This window comes from Streptomyces sp. NPDC050610 (assembly GCF_040654875.1).
Lineage (GTDB): Bacteria > Actinomycetota > Actinomycetes > Streptomycetales > Streptomycetaceae > Streptomyces.
Genome location: NZ_JBFAIV010000015.1, coordinates 149,487 through 169,593, shown reverse-complemented (window position 1 = coordinate 169,593; position 20,107 = coordinate 149,487). Strand labels below are relative to the sequence as shown.

Below are 20,107 nucleotides of genomic sequence, written 5' to 3'. Positions count from 1 at the left end.
GCGTACCGGGATGAACCCGACAACGCGGCGAGAGTGCGTGCCAGGCGGCGCGGGGCAGGCGCGGGTTCGACGACAGGGCCTTGCCCGTCGCTGTGTGGTGTGTGCGGCGGGCGTCAGCCCGCTACTCGCGCGCTGAGCGCGTCGCCGATCTCCTCCGTCGTACGGGCGGAGCCGTCCCGCGCCGCGAGGTCGTCCGCGACGGCGGTCTCGATCCGGGCGGCCTCGGCCTCGAAGCCGAGGTGCCGCAGCAGCAGGGCCGTGGACAGGACGGTGGCCGTGGGGTCGGCCTTGCCGGTGCCCGCGATGTCCGGGGCGGAGCCGTGCACCGGCTCGAACATCGACGGGAAGGAGCCGCTGGGGTTGATGTTCCCGGACGCGGCGAGCCCGATGCCGCCGGTCACGGCGGCCGCGAGGTCGGTGAGGATGTCGCCGAAGAGGTTGTCGGTGACGATGACGTCGAACCGCTCGGGCTGTGTGACAAAGAAGATCGTCGCGGCGTCGACGTGCAGATAGTCGGTGGTGACCTCGGGGTACTCCTCGCCCACCGCGTCGAAGATCTTCTTCCACATGTGGCCGGCGTGCACGAGGACGTTGTTCTTGTGGACCAGCGTCAGCTTCTTGCGCGGACGGGCCTTGGCCCGCTCGTACGCGTCGCGCACGACGCGCTCCACGCCGTAGGCCGTATTGACGCTGACCTCGGTGGCCACCTCGGCGGGGGTCCCGGTGCGCAGGGAGCCGCCGTTGCCCGTGTACGGACCCTCCGTGCCCTCCCGCACCACGACGAAGTCGATCTCGGGGCGGCCGGCCAGCGGGGTGGCCGTGTTGGGCAGCAGCTTCGACGGACGCAGGTTGACGTAGTGGTCGAAGGCGAAACGGAGCTTCAGGAGGAGCCCGCGCTCCAGCACGCCGGAGGGGACGGACGGGTCGCCGATGGCGCCGAGCAGGATCGCGTCGTGGTTCTTCAGCGACTCCAGGTCGGCGTCCGGCAGGGTCTCGCCGGTAGCGTGCCACCGCTTGGCGCCGAGGTCGTACTCCTCGGTCTCCAGCTTCACGTCGGAGGGGAGGGCGGCGGTGAGGACCTTGAGGCCCTGGGCCACGACTTCCTGGCCGATACCGTCACCGGGGATCACTGCGAGGCGAATGCTGCGAGACATACCGGGACCCTACTCCCGCGTCCCGCCGGTTGACACCGGTCGTCCACTATCCGGACACGCCGTCGGCCGGTCGACTGTCGTTCACCCGCAGGACGCGTGGGGGTCGGGCTCCCCTGACACGTTGTGATGCATGGAGACACCACGGTTCGGCATACCCGACCACCTCGCGGCGCGTATGACGATGCCCGAACAGCACGAGTACCTGCGGACGAAGCTCACCCGGCGCGGGATGCTGCGCGCGGGCGCCGCGAGCGCCGGGGCCGTCGCGGGCGCGGGCCTGCTGACCGGCGGCGCCAACGCCTACGCCGCGCAGCCGGCCGCCGCCCCCGCCGCCTCGGCCCCCTCGCCTACCCTCCTCACCTCGCACGCCACCACCAAGGTGAGCGGCCACCTCGTCGCGCCCTTCGGCCGGCACCTCGCCTTCGGCGCCGACCCCAGGACGCAGATGCGCGTCTCCTGGCAGGTGCCGTTCGCGGTCAAGCGCCCGTTCATCCGGATCGGGCTCAAGCCCTGGGACCTCAGCCACAAGATCCACGCCGAGGTGCGGGACCTGCACACGCCCGCCCTGTCGAAGAAGCAGCCCGCCGTCGACCAGGTCTATCTGCACGCGGCGCTGGACCACCTGCGCCCCGGCCGCACCTATTACTACGGCGTCGGCCACGACGGCTTCGACCCGGCGCACCCGCGGAACTTCTCCTCCATCGGCACCTTCACCACCGCCCCGGCCCGCGCGGAGAAGTTCACCTTCACCGCCTTCGGCGACCAGGGCGTCACCTACGACGCGCTCGCCAACGACCAGCTGATCCTCGGCCAGAACCCGGCGTTCCACCTGCACGCGGGCGACATCTGCTACGCCGACCCGTCCGGCTCGGGCCGCACCAGCGACGTCTACGACGCCCGCACGTGGGACCAGTTCCTGGCGCAGACCGAGACGGTGGCGGCGCGCGTCCCGTGGATGGTGACCACCGGCAACCACGACATGGAGGCCTGGTACTCCCCGCACGGCTACGGCGGCCAGAACGCCCGCTGGACGCTGCCGGACAACGGCGTCGACGCGGTGAACGCCCCGGGCGTCTACTCCTTCGCGTACGGCAACGTCGCCTTCGTCGCCCTGGACGCCAACGACGTCTCGTACGAGATCACCGCCAACACCGGCTACACGGCGGGCCGCCAGACCAAGTGGCTCGACCGGCGCCTCGGCCAGCTGCGGGCGCAGCGCGGCATCGACTTCATCGTGGTCTTCTTCCACCACTGCGCCTTCTCCACGACCAACTCGCACGCGTCCGACGGCGGGGTGCGCGACGCGTGGGTGCCGCTGTTCGAGAAGCACCAGGTGGACCTGGTCATCAACGGCCACAACCACGTGTACGAGCGCACCGACGCCATCCACCGCGGCAAGGTTTCGAAGCAGGTGCCGATCGGCGAGACGGTCGACTCCACGCGCGACGGCATCGTGTACGTCACGGCGGGCGGCGCGGGCAAGTCGCTCTACGACTTCCCGGTGGCGGACAGCTACGAGGGCCACGTCGCGGACCTCGACAGCGTCCCCACCTACCACTGGGCGAAGGGCGGCGGGAAGGACAAGGAGACGGTGGAGTGGTCGCGCGTCCGCTACACCGGCTACTCCTTCATCGCCGTCGAGGTCGAACCGGGCCACCGGCCGCGCATGCGCGTGACGACGCTGGCGGAGAGCGGCGGCCGGCTGGACCACTTCGACGTGGTGCGCGGCCACGGGCACGGCCGGGGCCACTGAGCGGTACCGGTACGTACGCGCGCCAGGGGCTGGGCCACCTCCGTCCGGAGGGCCCGGCCCCTTTCAGCGCGCCTCAGTGCCCGGTGACCCCGCCGTTGTCACGGCGGTCGAGCGCGCGCTGAAGCGCGGCGGCGGCGTTCTTGCGGTCGGCGTCATCGGCGGCACGGGCGATACGACGGGTCCTGCGGACAGCGGTGTCGGCCATGATTCACGTCTCCTCTTACTGAACCCCGAGGGAAAAGGTCGGTCGAAGGTCGGATGAACGCCGGAGGGGCGGGGGCCTGGGTGCAACAGGGGTCACCTGCACGCGCGCACCGGGCCGCAACCGCCATCGCCCGATGGGACGAGACGTCGGCTCCTACAAAGTTAGGACAGGATCACCGTCCTGTCTGCACAATTACTTGGGCTTCCTACTATCTGAGACGGATCGGTCACCCGATCAGATGATCTGCCGCCGATCACCGGCCGCCGGACCGTCGCCCCCCGCACCGTGGCGGTGTCGCTTGTGCCGCCAGGCCGCCGACGCCCACACTTGAGGAGGAGGTGCTGCACCATGACCGCTCTCGCATACGAGGCGCCCGAGGCCGCGATGCCCGGACCTGATCTGGACGAGGCCCTGTGGCAGGCATGGAAGACCATGGAACTCCCCGAGGGCTTCCGCGCCGAGATCGTTGAGGGGTTCATCGAGGTGTCGCCCACGGGCCGCGTTTCTCACAGTCAGATCACCAACCGGCTTCGCCGCGCCATGGACAAGTACCTCGGCGAGGACGAGTACGCGGCCCACCAGGACACGAATGTGGTGCACCACCGCAAGGTCTGGATTCCCGACGTCCTCATCGCCCCCGAGGACATCGGCGAGGTCGAGACCGACGACGGCGTCGCCGTCAAGGCTTCCGCCGTACAACTCGTCGTCGAAGTCGTCTCACCCGGTTACGACAGCGTCCAGCGCGACCGGGTCCGTAAACGCCGGGCCTACGCCCGTGCCGGCATTCCCGTTTACGTCCTCATCGACGACCACGACGGTCACGGCACCGTCACCGTGCTCTCGTCGCCCTCCCCCGCCGAAGCGGTCTACGCCGCCGAGACCCGCGTCCCCTACGGCACCGAGGTGGCCATTCCCGAAGGCCCCGCCAAGGGCTTCGTCATCGGCGAGGAGATCACCGGACCGCCGCGCAAGGGATAGCCGACATGCCGACGGCCCGGCACCCCCCACAACGGGGGCGCCGGGCCGTCGCTGTCCCTACAGGCTGGGTCAGCCCATGTGCGGGTAGCGGTAGTCCGTCGGGGCCACCTGGGTCTCCTTGATGGCGCGCGGGGAGGACCAGCGCAGCAGGTTGAACTTGGAGCCCGCCTTGTCGTTCGTACCCGAGGCGCGGCCGCCGCCGAAGGGCTGCTGGCCGACGATCGAGCCGGTGGGGCGGTCGTTGATGTAGAAGTTGCCGGCCGCGAAGCGCAGCTTCTCGGAGGCGGCGGCCAGGACGTGCCGGTCCTTGGCGAGGACGGCGCCGGTCAGGGCGTAGGACGAGGCCGACTCCATCTGCTCCAGCATGGCGTCGAAGTCGGCGTCCTCGTAGACGTGGACCCCGATGACCGGGCCGAAGTACTCGGTCTTGAAGACCTCGTTCTCCGGGTCGGAGCAGGCGATCACGGTCGGGCGGACGAAGTAGCCGACCGAGTCGTCGTACGTGCCGCCGGCCACGATCTCGCAGGTCGCGTCGGACTTGGCGCGGTCGATCGCGGCCTTGTTCTTCGCGAAGGCGCGGTCGTCGATGACGGCGCCGATGAAGTTGGACAGGTCGGTGACGTCGCCCATCGTGAGGCCGTCGACCTCGGCCGCCAGCTCCTCCTTGAAGCCGTTCTCCCAAATGGAACGCGGGATGTACGCGCGCGAGGCGGCCGAGCACTTCTGGCCCTGGTACTCGAAGGCGCCGCGGGTGACGGCGGTCTTGAGGATCTTGGGGTCGGCGCTCGGGTGGGCGACGATGAAGTCCTTGCCGCCGGTCTCGCCGACCAGGCGCGGGTAGGACTTGTAGCCGGTGATGTTCTCGCCGACGGACTTCCACAGGTGCTGGAACGTCGCGGTCGAGCCGGTGAAGTGGACGCCCGCGAGGTCGGGGTGCGGCAGCGCGACCTCGGAGACCTCCTTGCCGTCGCCCGTGACGAGGTTGATGACGCCCTTGGGGAGGCCCGCCTCCTCCAGGAGCTGCATGAGCAGGATCGCGGAGTGCGTCTGGGTCGGGGACGGCTTCCAGACCACCACGTTGCCCATCAGCGCGGGCGCGGTGGGCAGGTTGCCCGCGATGGCGGTGAAGTTGAAGGGCGTGATCGCGTAGACGAAGCCCTCCAGCGGGCGGTGGTCCATCCGGTTCCACACGCCGTTCGGCTGGACGAGCGGCTGCTCGTTGAGGAGCTCACGCGCGAAGTGCACGTTGAAGCGCCAGAAGTCGACGAGCTCGCAGGGCGCGTCGATCTCCGCCTGCTGCGCCGTCTTGGACTGGCCCAGCATCGTGGAGGCGGCGATCGTCTCGCGCCAGGGGCCGGAGAGCAGCTCGGCGGCCTTGAGGATGATCGCGGCGCGGTCGTCGAAGGACAGCGCGCGCCAGGCCGGGGCGGCGGCCAGGGCCGCGTCGATCGCGTCCTGGGCGTCCTGGCGGGTGGCGTTGTTGTACGAGCCGAGCACGGCCTTGTGGTTGTGCGGCTGTACGACGTCGAACCGCTCGCCGCCGCCCATCCGCCGCTCGCCGTCGATGGTCATCGGCAGGTCGATGGGGTTCTCGGCCAGCTCCTTGAGCTTGGCTTCGAGGCGGGCGCGCTCCGGGGAGCCCGGGGCGTAGCCGTGCACCGGCTCGTTGTACGGGGCGGGGACCTGGGTCACGGCGTCCATGGTGGCCGTCTCCTTCGATCGGGGGTGTGAGGCGGGTGTGTGAAGCGGGTGTATCGGGTCTGTGGGGCTCAGCCGCGCGTGGCCAGCGAGCGCAGGAAGAACGTCAGGTTGGCCGGTCGCTCGGCGAGGCGCCGCATGAAGTATCCGTACCAGTCGGTGCCGTACGGGATGTACACCCGCATCCGGTGCCCCTCTGATACCAGCCGCTCCTGTTCCGCCGCCCGGATGCCGTAGAGCATCTGGAACTCGTACTCGTCCAGCTTGCGCCCGTAGCGGCGGCCGAGCTCCTGCGCGATGGCGACCATCCGCGGGTCGTGCGAGCCGACCATCGGGTAGCCCTTGCCCGCCATCAGGACCTTGAGGCAGCGGACGTACGAGCGGTCCACCTCCCGCTTGTCCTGGAAGGCGACGGAGGCGGGCTCCTTGTACGCGCCCTTGACCAGGCGCACCCGCGAGCCTTCCCCGGCGAGCGCGTGGCAGTCCTCCTCGGTGCGGAAGAGGTACGACTGGACGACGGCGCCCGTCTTGGGGAAGCGCTTCCGCAGTTCGGCGAGGATCGCGAGGGTGGAGTCGACCGTGGTGTGGTCCTCCATGTCCAGGGTCACCGTGGTGCCGGCCTCGGCGGCGGCCTCGACGACCGGGGTGACGTTGGCGAGCGCGAGGTCGTGGCCGCCGGAGAGCGCCTGGCCGAAGGCGGAGAGCTTGACGGACATCTCGGCGCGGGCGCCGAGGCCCTGGCCGGCCAGGGCCTCGGTCAGCGCCAGGTAGGCGTCGCGGTTGCGGAGCGCCTCGGTCGGGTCGGTGATGTCCTCACCGAGGTGGTCGAGGGTGACTTCCAGGCCGCGCTCGTTGAGCGAGCGGACCACGGCCATCGATTCGTCCAGCCGCTCGCCGGCGACGAATCGGTCCACCACGGGGCGGGTGACCGGCGCGGCCGAGACGAGACGTCGAATGCTGTCGCTGCGTGCGGCGGCAAGGAGCACAGGACCCAGCACGGGCACCTCCACGTTATGTGCGCTTCCGGGGCCCGGCCGGACGGCCGTTTCCGCTGGAAGACAGGTGTTGACGAATGCCGCGGCAACGCGTCGCGACGGCAAGGTGAGCCACCGTGAAATTTAAGTTTCATACGGGGCCGCGACCATCGACAGCTGTCACGCCTTCGTGTCCGGGATCTCAGACAGATGTATGAGAATGGGAGGCGGCGTCGTGGGGCGGACGAGGCGGGACGTCGCACTGGGGCACAGCAGGTCACAACGGGTCACAGGAGAGGAGTCATGGCGGGATGCGCGGGGACTATCAGCAGTTCGTGGACGAGATCTCGGCGGCGCTGGGCGCGCCCGCGACGCTGGAGGACCGGGACTTCGCGCTGATCGCCTTCGGCGCCCACGACAGTGACGGCGATCTCGACCTGGTCATGGACCCGGTCCGCACCCGTTCGATCCTCCAGCGCCGGTCGACGGCCGCGGTACGGGCCTGGTTCGAGGCGTTCGGCATCTCGCGCGCGCAGGCCCCGCTGCGGATTCCGCCGGACCCGGCGGCCGGGGTGTTCCGCGGCCGCATCTGCCTGCCGGTGCGCCACCGGGGCGTCGTGCACGGTTACGCCTGGCTGCTGGACGACGGCCACCTCGCCGACCTCGAATTCGGCGGCCCCGGCGTCCCGCCGGACCCGCGGCTCGCCCAGGCGATGGAGACGGCCGCCCGCATCGGCGCGCTCCTCGCGGCGGAGGCGCGGGCCGGGCGCGAACTCGGGGAGCTGCTGCGCGAGTTGCTCACCAGCGCCCCGACCGGACGGGACGCGGCGCGCGACGCCCTGCGGGGCGCGCTGCCGGATACGGCCGAGGGGCCGCTCGCGCTGGTGGCCGTCACGCCGTGGGACCGGGAGGACCTCGACGCGGCGCCCCTGCCCAGCCTGCCGGGGGTTCTCGCCACGTGCGCCGTCACGGAGTCCGGGGGGCGGCGGGGCGGGGGCGCGGGTCGGGGCGGCAAGGAGCGGGACGGTGCGCCGGGCCCGGCCGCGGGGCTGGCGGCGCTGGTCCGGCTGCGTGCGCCGACCGCGCTGGACCCGGCGCGCGCGGCGGCCGAACAGCTGCTGCGCTCGCCGCGGGCGCACGGTTCGGGCGCGGGGGTCAGCGATCCGCGCCGGGGGCTGGCCGACGCGCCCGCGGCCTGGCGCGAGGCGCTCGCCGCGGCGCGCGCGGCGCGCGCGGAGGCGCGGTTCGGGCCGGTCGCGGAGTGGGGTGGTGTGGGTCCGTACCGGGTGCTGGCGGAGCTGCCGGCCGACGGGGCGGCGGACCGGGTGGTCCGGCCGCTGCTGGAGCGCTCGCACGCCGAACTGGCGCGTACGGCCGAGGTGTTCCTGGACTGCGCGGGGCAGGCGGGGCGTACGGCGGCGCAGTTGGGCATCCACCGGCAGACGCTCTATTACCGGTTGTCGAAGGTGGAGCAGCTCACCGGCCTCGACCTGGACGAGGGCGAGGACCGGCTGCTGCTCCACATGTCGCTCAAGGCGGCGAGACTCTAGGGCCCGGCGGGCTGCCGGCTACGGCACTGCGTCGGCCGCTGCCCCGGATCAGTGTCTTTCACACCTCTGTCAGAGAAATGGCTTGAACTGGGCAGGCGCGCGCCGCCTCCCGCACCAGCGGGTCGCCCGCCCCGTCCTCCTTGCCGGGGAGCAGGGCGCTGAACCCGTCGTCGTCCTGGGTGAAGACGCCGGGCGCGGTGAGGGCGCACTGGCCGGAGCCGATGCAGATATCGGTGTCGATGGTGATGCGCAGCGTGGGCGGTGCTTCGTCGGTCATCCCGCTGGACCTCCTTACCAGGTCACGGGTAGTGCGAAGAGCCCCTGGAGGGTGTTTCCCGGCTTGACGGGCACCTGGTCCGCGGGGACGGCGAGCCGCAGGGTCGGGAAGCGGGCCAGCAGGGCGGTGAGCGCGATCTCCAGTTCGGCGCGGGCGAGGTTCTGCCCGAGGCACTGGTGGACGCCGAAGCCGAACGCCACATGGTGGCGCGCGGAGCGGCGCACGTCGAGCCCGTCGGGGTCCTGGTACGTGGCGTCGTCGCGGTTGATCATCGAGGTGCTGAGGATGACGCCCTCGCCGGTCCTGATGACGCCGCCGCCGTCGAGTTCGATGTCCTCAAGGGCGACGCGCACCATCCCGTCGGCGATGGACAGGAAGCGCAGCAGCTCTTCCACGGCGCCGGGTATCAGCGCCGGGTCGCCGCGCAACGCGTCGAGCTCCTCCGGGTGTTCGAGGAGGGTGTAGGTGCCGAGGGCGATCATGTTGGAGGTGGTCTCATGGCCGGCGATGAGCAGGAGCAGGGCCATCATGACCACTTCGTCGCGCTCCAACTCGCCTTCGGCGAGCCGATCGGCGATCAGTTCGTCGAGGAGCCCGTCGCCCGGTTCGGCCTCCTTCTTCACCACCAGGTCGAGGAGGTAGCTCTCCAGATCGTGGCGGAACGCGTCGGCCTCGCGGGCCGTCTCGGCGGTGAGCAACTTGCGGGAGCACTCCTCGAAGAACTCGTGGTCGTCGTAGGGGATGCCGAGCAGCGAGCAGATGACCATGGACGGCACGGGCAGCGAGAACGAGGCGACGAGGTCGGTGGGCCCGCCCCGCTCGGCCATCGTGTCCAGCAGCCCGTCCACGATGCGCTGGATGTGCGGCCGCATGGCGGCCACGCGCTTCACGGTGAAGCTCGGGATGAGCATCCGGCGCTGCGTGGCGTGCAGGGGGTCGTCGACCCCGAGGAGCGGGATGACGACCGTGCTCTGGGACTCGGCACGGGGCGCGATCACGGGAAAGCCCGGATTCCGCCGGTCGGTGGAGAGGCGCTTGTCGGTGAGCAGGGCGCGGGCCTGGGCGTGGCCGGTGACCATCCATACTTCACGCCCGTCGTAGAGCGTGGCGCGGTGCATGTCCCCCGCGGTCTTCAACGGTCCGTAGTCAACAGGCGGGTGGTAGGGGCACGTACGGTCGGCGGGGAACGGGGGCGTATGCGGCTCGATCGGTCGGGTTGCGGCCTCGGTCATGGGACCTCCCAGGCGGTGCGACGTGGTGTCCGTCTCCAGTCGATGCCCCGTGGCCGAGATCGGCTATGCGTAGATCGGCCATGTTGCGGACGGCTGCCTGGGATGTCGCGCGCCGGGGCGGCCCGAACAGAACGGTTCCGGAGCCGGGGCCCATGCCCCGGCTCCGGAACCCGTCACCGAACCGGTCGCCCGTCAGCGGCGGTTCAGCGGCGGCGGCCGGAGTCGCCCGGCTCCTGGTGCTTGGACTTCAGGCCGTCGTCGTACTCGACCTCCTCCTTGCGGACCTGGGCGCGCACCTCCTGCTGCCCGCTCACCTTCTTGGTGTCCATCCGCACCCGCTCCACGGGGACGGTCTCCTTGCGGACGACGGCGACCTCCTCGTGGAGGACGACCTCCACCTCGCCGTTGGAGAGGTTCGCCGCGCGGCCGGTGGTGCGGTCGCCGGGCTTGATCGCCTCGCGGTGGACGGTGACCTCCTCGTGGCTCACCGGCACGCTCTGCGAGACGTCCTCGGTGACCACGTGCTTGCGCAGATGCGCGCGGCCGCTCTCGCGTTCCTCGGTGCCCCAGGTCACGCGCTCCTCGGAGAGGATCATCTCCTCGCCCTGGCCCTTGGCGCCGACCGCGTCCCCGGCGTCGCGACCCCTGGAGGGGGCTCCGGCGCCGGCGAGTTGCGCGGAGTCGGTACGGTTGCGGGCGCTCTCGCCCGTACCGCGGCCCGCGGCCCCGGCCATCCCGGCGGCGCCCGCGGTCCCGGCGGCCGGCGCGGCGTTCCTGCCCTGCCCCGCCTCGTCCGCCCGGCCCTTGCCGCGGCCGCCCGGCGTCAGCCCGTAGTGCTGATAGAGGTGGTCCTCCTCCGCCGGATCGAGGTGCCCGTCGGCGTCGATCCGCGGCGCGTCCTTGATCGTGTCCTTGCTGTGGGGGACGCGCAGTTCGCCGTCCTCTTGTCGCGCCCCGGCGAGGGGCACGAACGTCTCCTTCGTCCCGAACAGGCCGGTGCGCACGGTGATCCACTCCGGGTCGCCGGTCCTGTCGTCTCGGTAGACCTGCTGCACGGAACCCACTCGGTGGCCGTCGGCGTCGACGACGCTCATGCCGGACAGGTCTCGTTGCGTTTCGCCGTGGGGTGCGGTCATGGCGACTCTTCTCCTTCCGCACGCTCCGACAGTTATGGGCGCGCTCTCCCCATTGCGCGCCGCCGCCACCCGGGCGGCGACTGCTGCACCCCGTGCGGCGCCGCCCGCCGGCCGCACAGCGGCTCCTTTGAGGGGGAGTCCGGAAAACCGCCCAGTACCTCCATTCGGGTGAATGGTTGACCGGTCATGCAACTGGGCCCGGTCCCCGCCGGAAAGCGGGGGCCGGGCCCAGTCCTGTCGCAGCGCACCGGCGCGACGGCGCCGGCCCGCGGAGATCAGTCGTTCAGATTGACCGTACGGGCCGACGTCGCGCCGATCTCCACGGCGATCTCGGCGAGCACCGGAGCCGGGATCGACTCGTCGACGGTGAGGGCGACCAGCGCCTCGCCGCCCTCGCCCGACCGCGAGACCTGCATGCCCGCGATGTTGATGCCGGCCTCGCCGAGGATGCGGCCGACGGTGCCGACGACGCCCGGCCGGTCCCCGTACCGCAGGAAGGCCATGTGGTCGGCGAGGGCCAGATCCACACCGTGCTCGCCGACCGCGACGATCTTCTGGAGGTTCTTGGGGCCGGCCAGCGTGCCGGAGATGGAGACCTCGTCGCCGTCCGCGAGCGTGCCGCGCACGATCACCACATTGCGGTGCTCGGTGGACTCGCTGCTGGTCGTCAGGCGGACCTCGACGCCGCGCTCCTGCGCGAAGAGCGGCGCGTTGACGTACGAGACGGTCTCGTCCACGACGTCCTCGAACACGCCCTTGAGCGCGGAGAGTTCGAGCACCTTCACATCGTGCTGGGTGATCTCGCCGTATACCTCGACGTCGAGGCGGACCGCGACCTCGCCCGCGAGCGCGGTGAAGATCCGGCCGAGCTTCTCGGCGAGCGGCAGCCCCGGCTTCACGTCCTCGGCGATGACCCCGCCCTGCACGTTGACCGCGTCCGGCACCAGCTCGCCCGCGAGCGCGAGGCGTACGGACTTGGCGACGGCGATGCCCGCCTTCTCCTGCGCCTCACCGGTCGAGGCGCCCAGGTGCGGGGTGGCCACGACCTGGTCGAAGTCGAAAAGCGGCGAGTCGGTGCACGGCTCGGAGGCGTAGACGTCCAGGCCCGCGCCCGCGACCCGGCCCTCCTTGAGGGCCGTCGCCAGCGCCGCCTCGTCGACGATCCCGCCGCGCGCGGCGTTCACGATCCGCACGTGCGGCTGGACCTTGTGCAGCGCGTCGTCGCCGATCAGGCCGAGCGTCTCGGGGGTCTTGGGCAGGTGCACGGTGATGAAGTCCGCGACCTCCAGCAGCTCGTCCAGCGTCAGCAGCTTGACGCCCATCTGCGCGGCGCGCGCGGGCTGCACGTACGGGTCGTACGCGACGATCTTCATGCCGAACGCGGACATCCGCTGCGCGACCAGCACCCCGATCCGGCCGAGGCCGACGACGCCCAGCGTCTTCTCGGACAGCTCGACGCCGGTGTACTTGCTGCGCTTCCACTCGCCGTTCTTCAACGCGGAGTTGGCCTGCGGGATATTGCGGGCGGTGGCCACGAGCAGGCCGCAGGCCAGCTCCGCGGCGGTGACGATGTTGGAGGTCGGGGCGTTCACGACCATCACGCCGGCCTTGGTGGCGGCGGAGACGTCCACATTGTCCAGACCGACGCCGGCCCGGGCGACGACCCGCAACTTGCGGGCGGCGGCGATGGCCTCGGCGTCGACCTTGGTCGCGCTGCGCACCAGGATCGCGTCGACATCGGCGATGGCGGGGAGGAGTTCGGCGCGGTCCGCGCCGTTGCAGTGCCGGATCTCGAAGTCCGGTCCAAGGGCGTCGACAGTGGCGGGCGACAGCTCTTCGGCGATCAGTACGACAGGTTTCGTGCTCACGTGGTCATCAGTCCTCACTGGTCCTTTGCGGACGGCCGTCCCGACGGCCGAAGGCGGTGAAGGGGGGCGCAGCCGCGTGGAAGACGCACGACGCTGTGAGCCTGACGCGCTTGTTGCAGAGCAGTGTATCGGCGGTACGGGATGCGATTGGCCTACCCGGCCAAATCACTCCGCTGTAGCTGTACGCCGTGCGAAACGCGCGTGCGCTCCGGGGCGCACGCGCGTTCCGTACCGGCTCCGGGGCATCACGCGAACGCACCGGGACTCGGCCGCACGCCGTACGCGCCGGCTCCGGCGCTCGACGCCGCGCCGGTTCCCCGCCCCATGGGCCCGCGCCGTCGCCGCGGGAGGCCCCGCCGCGACGGCGCGGTACGACGGCGTGGGCCCGGCGGACCGGCGCGGCGTCGAGCGCCGTGCGCGACCGGTCCGCCGGACCCGCGCCGAGTGGCCTCACGCCTCGTCGTCGACCCAGCTCATGAGCTTGCGGAGCTTCTTGCCGGTGGTCTCCAGCAGGTGGTCCTCGTCGGCCTTCTTGTACTCGTTGTACTTCGGCAGACCGGCGTTGTACTCCGCCATCCAGTTCTTGGCGAAGGTGCCGTCCTGGATCTCGCCGAGGATCTTCTTCATCTCGGCCTTGGTCTGGTCGTTCACGATCCGCGGGCCGCTGATGTAGTCGCCCCACTCGGCGGTCTCGGAGATCGACCAGCGCATCTTCTCCAGGCCGCCCTCGTACATGAGGTCCACGATCAGCTTCAGCTCGTGGAGGCACTCGAAGTACGCGATCTCGGGCTGGTAGCCCGCCTCGACCAGGGTCTCGAAGCCCGCCTTGACCAGCGCGGACGCGCCGCCGCACAGCACGGCCTGCTCGCCGAAGAGGTCGGTCTCGGCCTCCTCCGTGAACGTCGTCTTGATGACGCCGGCGCGGGTGCCGCCGATGCCCTTCGCGTACGAGAGGGCGAGCGCCAGGCCCTCGTCGGCCGGGTCCTGCTCGACGGCCACGATGCACGGCACGCCGCGGCCCTCCTCGTACTGGCGGCGGACCAGGTGGCCCGGGCCCTTCGGGGCGACCATGGCGACGGTGACGTCGGCGGGCGGCTTGATGAAGCCGTAGCGGATGTTGAGGCCGTGGCCGAAGAAGAGGGCGTCGCCCTCCTTGAGGTTGTCCTTGACGGACTCCTCGTAGACCTTGGCCTGGATCGGGTCCGGCACCAGGATCATGATCACGTCGGCCTCGGCGGCGGCCTCGGCGACGGGGACCACGCGCAGCCCCTGCTCCTCGGCCTTCACCTTGGACTTGGAGCCCTCGTGCAGCCCGACGCGGACGTCGACGCCCGAGTCGCGCAGCGACAGCGCGTGGGCGTGGCCCTGGCTGCCGAATCCCAGAACCGCGACCTTGCGGCCCTGGATGATGGACAGGTCGGCGTCGTCGTCGTAGAACAGCTCGGCCACTTCGGGTATCTCCTTGGAACTAGCTGGTTGCCCACACAGTACGTCGGGCCGGGGGTGGAAAGTCCGGGGGTCTCGCGATGCGGTCGGCGCACCGCGGGAGCGGACCGGTCAGGCGCTGCGGTCCAGGGAGCGCAGGCTCCGGTCGGTGATGGAACGGGCGCCGCGCCCTATGGCGATGGTGCCGGACTGCACCAACTCCTTGATGCCGAACGGCTCCAGCATCTTGAGCATGGCGGAGAGCTTGTCGGCGCCGCCGGTGGCCTCGATGGTGACGGCCTCCGGGGAGACGTCCACGGTCTTGGCGCGGAAGAGCTGGACGATCTCGACGACCTGGGAGCGGGTCTCGTTGTCGGCGCGGACCTTCACCAGCACGAGTTCGCGCTGGATCGCCGCGTGGTCCTCCAGCTCGACGATCTTGAGCACGTTGACGAGCTTGTTGAGCTGCTTGGTGACCTGCTCCAGCGGCAGCGACTCGACATTGACCACGATGGTGATGCGGGAGATGTCGGGGTGCTCGGTGACGCCGACGGCGAGGGAGTCGATATTGAAGCCGCGGCGGGAGAACAGGGCGGCGATCCGGGCGAGGATTCCGGGGGTGTTCTCCACCAGGACGGAGAGTGTGTGCTTGGTCATGGGCTCGGTCTTCCTTCTTCGGCCTCTTCGGCTGTCCCGGCGGTTCAGTCGTCTTCGTTGTCGCCGAAGTCCGGGCGGATGCCCCGGGCGGCCATGACCTCGTCGTTGGAGGTCCCGGCGGCGACCATCGGCCAGACCATCGCGTCCTCGTGGACGATGAAGTCCACGACGACGGGGCGGTCGTTGATGGCGTTGGCCTTCTCGATGACCGCGTCGAGCTGGTCGGGGCTCTCGCAGCGCAGCCCCACGCACCCCATGGCCTCGGCGAGCTTCACGAAGTCCGGGACGCGGGTGCCCTGGGTCTCGGCGGAGCTGCTGCCCACGTTGCAGCTGAGGCCGGCGTTGGTCTTGCCGTTGTGCAGCACGGTGTTGGAGTAGCGCTGGTTGTAGAACAGGGTCTGCCACTGGCGGACCATCCCGAGCGCGCCGTTGTTGATGATCGCGACCTTGATCGGGATGTTGTTCAGCGCGCAGGTGACCAGCTCCTGGTTGGTCATCTGGAAGCAGCCGTCGCCGTCGATGGCCCAGACCGTGCGGTCCGGCCGGCCGGCCTTGGCGCCCATGGCGGCCGGCACCGCGTACCCCATGGTCCCGGCGCCGCCGGAGTTGAGCCAGGTCGAGGGGTGCTCGTAGTCGATGAAGTGGGAGGCCCACATCTGGTGCTGGCCGACGCCGGCCGCGTAGATGGTGCCCTCCGGGGCCAGTTCGCCGACGCGCTGGATGACCTGCTGCGGGGAGAGGCTGCCGTCGTCGGGCAGGTCGTAGCCGAGCGGGTAGGTCTCGCGCCACCGGTTCAGGTCGCTCCACCAGGCCCCGTAGCGGTCCTGGGCGGCCGGGCCGAGGTGGTCCTCCTCGTGCTCGGCCTGGACGGCGACGACCAGGTCGGCGATGACCTCGCGGGCGTCCCCGACGATCGGGACGTCGGCGGCGCGGTTCTTGCCGATCTCGGCGGGGTCGATGTCCGCGTGCACGATCTTGGCGAACGGGGCGAACGAGTCGAGCTTGCCGGTGACCCGGTCGTCGAAGCGCGCGCCGAGCGCCACGATCAGGTCGGCCTTCTGGAGCGCGGTGACGGCGGTGACGGAGCCGTGCATGCCGGGCATCCCGACGTGCTGCGGGTGGCTGTCGGGGAACGCGCCCAGCGCCATCAGGGTGGTGGTGACGGGCGCGCCGGTCAGCTCGGCCAGCACCTTCAGCTCGGCCGTGGCCCCCGCCTTCAGGACGCCGCCGCCGACGTAGAGCACCGGGCGCCTGGCCTCGCTGATCAGCCGGGCGGCCTCGCGGATCTGCTTGGCGTGCGGCTTGGTGGTGGGGCGGTAGCCGGGCAGGTCGGTCTGGGGCGGCCAGACGAAGGTCGTACGGGCCTGGAGGGCGTCCTTGGCGATGTCGACGAGGACCGGGCCGGGGCGGCCGGTGGAGGCGACGTGGAACGCCTCCGCGATGGTCCTGGGGATCTCGGCGGCGTCCGTGACCAGCCAGTTGTGCTTGGTGATCGGCATGGTGATGCCGCAGATGTCCGCCTCCTGGAAGGCGTCCGTGCCGATCGAGGCGGAGGCGACCTGGCCGGTGATGGCGACGAGCGGCACCGAGTCCATGTGGGCGTCGGCGATCGGGGTGACGAGGTTGGTGGCGCCGGGGCCCGAGGTGGCCATGCAGACGCCGACCTTCCCCGTGGCCTGCGCGTATCCGGTGGCGGCGTGGCCCGCGCCCTGCTCGTGGCGGACGAGGACGTGGCGGACCGTCGCCGAGTCCATCATCGGGTCGTACGCGGGGAGGATCGCGCCCCCGGGGATGCCGAACACGGTGTCGGCCCCGACCTCCTCAAGCGAGCGAATGAGGGACTGCGCGCCCGTGACGTGCTCGACGGCGGCGGGCTGTGCCCCGCCGGAACGGGCCCGCGGCTGCGGATGGTGGGCCCCGGTGGCCTGCTCGGTCATCGACATTCTCTTCTCGAAGATGAGGGATTTGGGGTGATCTGCGAGGTGTCAGTGCAACAAAAAACCCCTCGTGCCGTGAGGCAAGCGAGGGGAGCGCGTCGGGAGGAGTCCGCAGGGCCTTCGTGGTTGGCCCTGCTCAGCCGACGCGCTTTCCAAGTACGAGAATTCGGGTGCGCATGGGACTGACCCTCTCCCTGTCGCCCCGAAAGTGTCAAGTGGGTGGGACGGGGGTCTCATTATGTGAGCGCAACGGCGGGTGCGCGAGTGACCCCGCGCCCCGCGAGGCACCGGCCCTGACCGGCAGCGGAGCACCGACCAGCGCGTGGTTGCGCTCACCGGGAAGCTCGGCCCACAGCCCGCCCGGCACCGGGTAGTCGCCGCGCTCCAGGGCGCGCCGCAGCCGGTGCTCGTCGAGCGGCCCGGAGAAGGCCATGCCCAGGCCGTGCGTGCACCCCATGGCGCGCAGCGCGCAGACCTGTTCGGGCCGGTCGACGCCGTCCGCCACCGACTGGAGGCCGAGGTCGGCGGCGATCCGCAGCAGCCCGGAGGTGATCTTGTGCAGCCGGGCGGACTCGACGACGCCGTCGACCAGCCCGCGGTCCAGCTTGACCACGTCGATGGGCAGCCGCCGCAGCGCGCTGATGGCCGCGTAACCGCTGCCGAAGCCGTCCAGGGCGATCCGCATGCCGAGCCGGCGCAGCGCCACCAGGCGGTGCTCCAGCTCGTCCAGCGGCACCCGCGGGTCGCCCCCGGTCAGCTCCAGGATCAGCGCGCCGGACGGCAGCCGGTGCCGGGTCAGCAGCGCCTCGACGCTCTTGGGCGGCAGCGCCTTGTCCATCAGCCGGCTCGCGGACAGCCGTACGAACACGGGCACGCTGTGCCCCGCGCGGTACCGCTGCGCGGCCTGCTCCACCGCCTCCTCCAGCATCCAGCGGCCCAGCTCCGCGATGCGCGCGCCGCCGCCCCCGCCCCGGCCGTCGTCGGCCGCCCGCATGAACTCGGCCGGGGTGAAGAGGATGCCCTGGGACGAGCGCCAGCGGGCCTGGGCGCCCACCGCGGTGACGCGTCCGCTGTCCAGCTCCACGACGGGCTGGTGCAGCAGCGCGAACTCGCCGTCGTGCAGCGCCGTGCGCAGCCGGGTGGCCAGCTCGGCGCGGCGCACCACGTCGGCCTGCATCTGCGGCGCGTACATCTCGACGCGGCCCTTTCCGGCCTGTTTGGCGCGGTACATCGCGAGGTCGGCGTTGCGCATCAGCTCGCCGGGCGTGGTCCCCGGCTCGGCGAAGGCGACGCCGATGCTGGCGGCGACGCGGACCTCCGTGCCCCCCTCGACCTTGTAGGGCTGGGAGAGGCGCAGCCGCAGCCGGTCGGCGATCTCGTACATGCGGTACTCGCGCGCAGCGAGGTCGCGGGTGCCGTCGCCCAGGATGAGCGCGGCGAACTCGTCGCCTCCGAACCGGGCCGTGCTGTCCCCGGCCCGTACGGACTCCTGAAGGCGACGGGCCGCGCTGACCAGCAGCTCGTCGCCGGCCTGGTGCCCGACGGTGTCGTTCACCGCCTTGAAGCCGTCGAGGTCGATGAAGAGCACGGCGGTGCCCGCGTCGGTGGCGCGGCGGCCGCTCAGCGCCTGCTTGACCTTCCTGGTGAACAGCGCCCGGTTGGGCAGGTCGGTCAGCGGGTCGTGCTCGGCGTTGTGCTGTAACTGCGCCTGGAGACGCACCCGTTCGGTGACATCGCGGCTGTTGAAGATGAGGCCGCCGTGGTGGCGGTTGATCGTGGACTCGACGTTGAGCCAGTCGCCGGTCCCCGAGCGGAAGCGGCACTCGATCCGGGTGGTGGGCTCCTCGGCCGGCGGCGCGGCGAGGAACCGGCGCACTTCATGGACCACCCGGCCGAGGTCCTCGGGGTGTATGAGCGAGGCCAGCTCGGAGCCGATGAGTTCGTCCGCGTCGCGGCCGTAGACGCCCGCGGCGGCGGGGCTGACGTAGCGCAGTATCCCGGTGGGCGCGGCGATCATGATGACGTCGCTGGAGCCCTGCACCAGGGAGCGGAAGTGGTTCTCCTTGTGGGCCAGCTCCTGGGTGAGGGAGATGTTGTCCAGCAGCATGATGCCCTGCCGGACGACGAGGGCCAGCACGACCGTGCAGCCCGTGAAGAGCACGACGCGGTCGATGCGGCGGCCGTCGAGGACGTTGTAGAGGATCCCCAAGGTGCAGACGGCGGCGGCGAGATAGGGCGTGAGGGCCGCCAGGGAGCCCGAGATGGGCCGCCCGGAGTGGTGGGTCACGCGGCTCGGCGACGGGGGCTGCGCGGCCTCGTCGCGGGCCACCCACGGCGCGTACGCCATCAGCATGGAGCCGGCGAACCAGCCGGCGTCGAGGATCTGCCCGGAGCGGTAGTGCTCCCGCAGCAGCGGCGAGGTGAACAGCGCGTCGCACAGCACGGTGAGGGCGAGCGCGGCGATGGCCGTGTTGACGGCCGAGCGGTTGGCGGACGATCGCCGGAAGTGCAGCGCCAGCACCATGGAGACCAGCACGATGTCCAGCAGCGGGTAGGAGAGCGAGAGCGCCGCCTGGGCCACGCTCTCGCCCCGGAAGTGCGCGGTGTGGGCGAGCGCGAGGCTCCAGGAGAGCGTGAGCAGCGAGCCGCCGATGAGCCAGGCGTCCAGGGCCAGGCAGACCCAGCCCGCGCGGGTGACCGGCCGCTTGGCGAGCACCAGCAGCCCGACGATGGCGGGCGGCGCGAAGAGCAGGAAGCAGAAGTCGGCGACGGACGGGCTCGGCACGGGCTCCCTGAGCACGACCTCGTACCAGCCCCAGACGGCGTTGCCGAAGCCGGCCATGCCGGAGGAGGCCGCGAACAGGAGCCAGGCGGGTCGAAAGCGGCTGCTGCGCCTGCGCCAGTACCAGAAGCAGGAGGCGGAGGCGAGCACGGCCGCGCCGCTGAGCCCGAAGTCGCCCATGAACAGGGCGGCTTCGGGCGAACCCCAGCCGAACGCCGCGCCCGTGGCGTAGCCGCCGCAGACGAGGGCGAGGAGGAGCTGCGGCAGCAGCCCGGGGCCGCCGCGCGCCGGCTGCCGGGACAGCGCCACGCCCGAGGCGGCGCTCACCGCGCCGCCGTCCCGTGTCGCGCCATCCGATCCGCCGCGCGACAGTGTCGTGATGGGTGATTGCTGTGCGTCGGGTGGTTCGTCCATAGGCCGTGCATCGCCCGTCGCCCCCCTTGAGTTCCGGTCCTTCGCTGCCGCCGTACGGTGCCCGGCG

The 20,107-nt window shown here is 71.2% G+C and carries 15 protein-coding genes; 3 read left to right on the top strand and 12 right to left on the bottom strand.

Features of this window, described 5'->3' with window-relative positions:
• Positions 1-113 precede the first annotated feature (113 nt).
• Entirely contained in the window at positions 114-1,154 is a 1,041-nt protein-coding gene (locus tag AB0I22_RS20275; protein WP_363132197.1) for a 3-isopropylmalate dehydrogenase, read from the bottom strand.
• 130 nt (positions 1,155-1,284) lie between these two features.
• On the opposite strand from AB0I22_RS20275, the gene AB0I22_RS20270 reads away from it, so the two are divergent.
• Positions 1,285-2,907 carry a metallophosphoesterase family protein gene (locus AB0I22_RS20270; RefSeq protein ID WP_363132196.1) on the top strand — a complete coding sequence of 541 codons (1,623 nt, stop codon included), beginning with the start codon at positions 1,285-1,287 and terminating at the stop codon, positions 2,905-2,907.
• A gap of 73 nt (positions 2,908-2,980) precedes the next feature.
• Here AB0I22_RS20270 and AB0I22_RS20265 read toward each other — a convergent pair whose 3' ends face one another.
• Positions 2,981-3,112, bottom strand: coding sequence for a hypothetical protein (locus AB0I22_RS20265; protein WP_363132195.1), 132 nt, complete (start codon positions 3,110-3,112; stop codon positions 2,981-2,983).
• 348 nt (positions 3,113-3,460) lie between these two features.
• On the opposite strand from AB0I22_RS20265, the gene AB0I22_RS20260 reads away from it, so the two are divergent.
• A complete protein-coding gene (locus tag AB0I22_RS20260; RefSeq protein WP_363132194.1) occupies positions 3,461-4,090 on the top strand; it encodes a Uma2 family endonuclease in 630 nt (209 codons plus the stop codon).
• Positions 4,091-4,159: 69 nt separating this feature from the next.
• Here AB0I22_RS20260 and pruA read toward each other — a convergent pair whose 3' ends face one another.
• Entirely contained in the window at positions 4,160-5,791 is a 1,632-nt protein-coding gene (gene pruA / locus AB0I22_RS20255) for an L-glutamate gamma-semialdehyde dehydrogenase (protein WP_363132193.1), read from the bottom strand.
• Positions 5,792-5,859: 68 nt separating this feature from the next.
• The gene (locus tag AB0I22_RS20250) at positions 5,860-6,786 is read right to left on the bottom strand and encodes a proline dehydrogenase family protein (RefSeq protein WP_363132192.1); all 927 of its coding nucleotides are present in this window, start codon (positions 6,784-6,786) and stop codon (positions 5,860-5,862) included.
• Between the two features lie 287 nt (positions 6,787-7,073).
• On the opposite strand from AB0I22_RS20250, the gene AB0I22_RS20245 reads away from it, so the two are divergent.
• Positions 7,074-8,312 carry a helix-turn-helix domain-containing protein gene (locus AB0I22_RS20245; RefSeq protein ID WP_363132191.1) on the top strand — a complete coding sequence of 413 codons (1,239 nt, stop codon included), beginning with the start codon at positions 7,074-7,076 and terminating at the stop codon, positions 8,310-8,312.
• Between the two features lie 58 nt (positions 8,313-8,370).
• Here AB0I22_RS20245 and AB0I22_RS20240 read toward each other — a convergent pair whose 3' ends face one another.
• From AB0I22_RS20240 to AB0I22_RS20205, 8 genes are all read right to left on the bottom strand, one after another.
• Positions 8,371-8,565: a ferredoxin gene (locus tag AB0I22_RS20240; protein ID WP_363132230.1), complete on the bottom strand. Its 195-nt coding sequence runs from the start codon at positions 8,563-8,565 to the stop codon at positions 8,371-8,373.
• A 38-nt stretch (positions 8,566-8,603) separates the two neighbouring features.
• On the bottom strand, positions 8,604-9,821 hold the full coding sequence (locus AB0I22_RS20235) for a cytochrome P450 (protein ID WP_363132190.1): 1,218 nt from the start codon (positions 9,819-9,821) through the stop codon (positions 8,604-8,606).
• A gap of 203 nt (positions 9,822-10,024) precedes the next feature.
• Positions 10,025-10,957, bottom strand: a complete 933-nt coding sequence (locus AB0I22_RS20230) for a PRC and DUF2382 domain-containing protein (protein WP_363132189.1) — start codon at positions 10,955-10,957, stop codon at positions 10,025-10,027.
• 275 nt (positions 10,958-11,232) lie between these two features.
• The gene (gene serA / locus AB0I22_RS20225; protein ID WP_363132188.1) at positions 11,233-12,825 is read right to left on the bottom strand and encodes a phosphoglycerate dehydrogenase; all 1,593 of its coding nucleotides are present in this window, start codon (positions 12,823-12,825) and stop codon (positions 11,233-11,235) included.
• Positions 12,826-13,275: 450 nt separating this feature from the next.
• On the bottom strand, positions 13,276-14,274 hold the full coding sequence (gene ilvC / locus AB0I22_RS20220; RefSeq protein ID WP_363132187.1) for a ketol-acid reductoisomerase: 999 nt from the start codon (positions 14,272-14,274) through the stop codon (positions 13,276-13,278).
• Positions 14,275-14,382: 108 nt separating this feature from the next.
• Complete coding sequence (gene ilvN, locus AB0I22_RS20215) at positions 14,383-14,907, bottom strand: acetolactate synthase small subunit (protein WP_363132186.1); 525 nt, start codon at positions 14,905-14,907, stop codon at positions 14,383-14,385.
• A 44-nt stretch (positions 14,908-14,951) separates the two neighbouring features.
• The gene (locus AB0I22_RS20210) at positions 14,952-16,844 is read right to left on the bottom strand and encodes an acetolactate synthase large subunit (RefSeq protein ID WP_363132185.1); all 1,893 of its coding nucleotides are present in this window, start codon (positions 16,842-16,844) and stop codon (positions 14,952-14,954) included.
• A 211-nt stretch (positions 16,845-17,055) separates the two neighbouring features.
• The gene (locus AB0I22_RS20205; RefSeq protein ID WP_363132184.1) at positions 17,056-20,040 is read right to left on the bottom strand and encodes an EAL domain-containing protein; all 2,985 of its coding nucleotides are present in this window, start codon (positions 20,038-20,040) and stop codon (positions 17,056-17,058) included.
• Positions 20,041-20,107 lie beyond the last annotated feature (67 nt).

What these genes read in the sequence shown, in the direction of transcription:
- AB0I22_RS20275 (WP_363132197.1), bottom strand. Translation starts at nt 1,154, where the DNA reads ATGTCTCGCAGCATTCGCCTCGCAGTGATCCCCGGTGACGGTATCGGC.
- AB0I22_RS20270 (WP_363132196.1), top strand. Translation starts at nt 1,285, where the DNA reads ATGGAGACACCACGGTTCGGCATACCCGACCACCTCGCGGCGCGTATG.
- AB0I22_RS20265 (WP_363132195.1), bottom strand. Translation starts at nt 3,112, where the DNA reads ATGGCCGACACCGCTGTCCGCAGGACCCGTCGTATCGCCCGTGCCGCC.
- AB0I22_RS20260 (WP_363132194.1), top strand. Translation starts at nt 3,461, where the DNA reads ATGACCGCTCTCGCATACGAGGCGCCCGAGGCCGCGATGCCCGGACCT.
- pruA (WP_363132193.1), bottom strand. Translation starts at nt 5,791, where the DNA reads ATGGACGCCGTGACCCAGGTCCCCGCCCCGTACAACGAGCCGGTGCAC.
- AB0I22_RS20245 (WP_363132191.1), top strand. Translation starts at nt 7,074, where the DNA reads ATGCGCGGGGACTATCAGCAGTTCGTGGACGAGATCTCGGCGGCGCTG.
- AB0I22_RS20235 (WP_363132190.1), bottom strand. Translation starts at nt 9,821, where the DNA reads ATGACCGAGGCCGCAACCCGACCGATCGAGCCGCATACGCCCCCGTTC.
- AB0I22_RS20230 (WP_363132189.1), bottom strand. Translation starts at nt 10,957, where the DNA reads ATGACCGCACCCCACGGCGAAACGCAACGAGACCTGTCCGGCATGAGC.
- ilvN (WP_363132186.1), bottom strand. Translation starts at nt 14,907, where the DNA reads ATGACCAAGCACACACTCTCCGTCCTGGTGGAGAACACCCCCGGAATC.
- AB0I22_RS20210 (WP_363132185.1), bottom strand. Translation starts at nt 16,844, where the DNA reads ATGACCGAGCAGGCCACCGGGGCCCACCATCCGCAGCCGCGGGCCCGT.
- AB0I22_RS20205 (WP_363132184.1), bottom strand. Translation starts at nt 20,040, where the DNA reads ATGGACGAACCACCCGACGCACAGCAATCACCCATCACGACACTGTCG.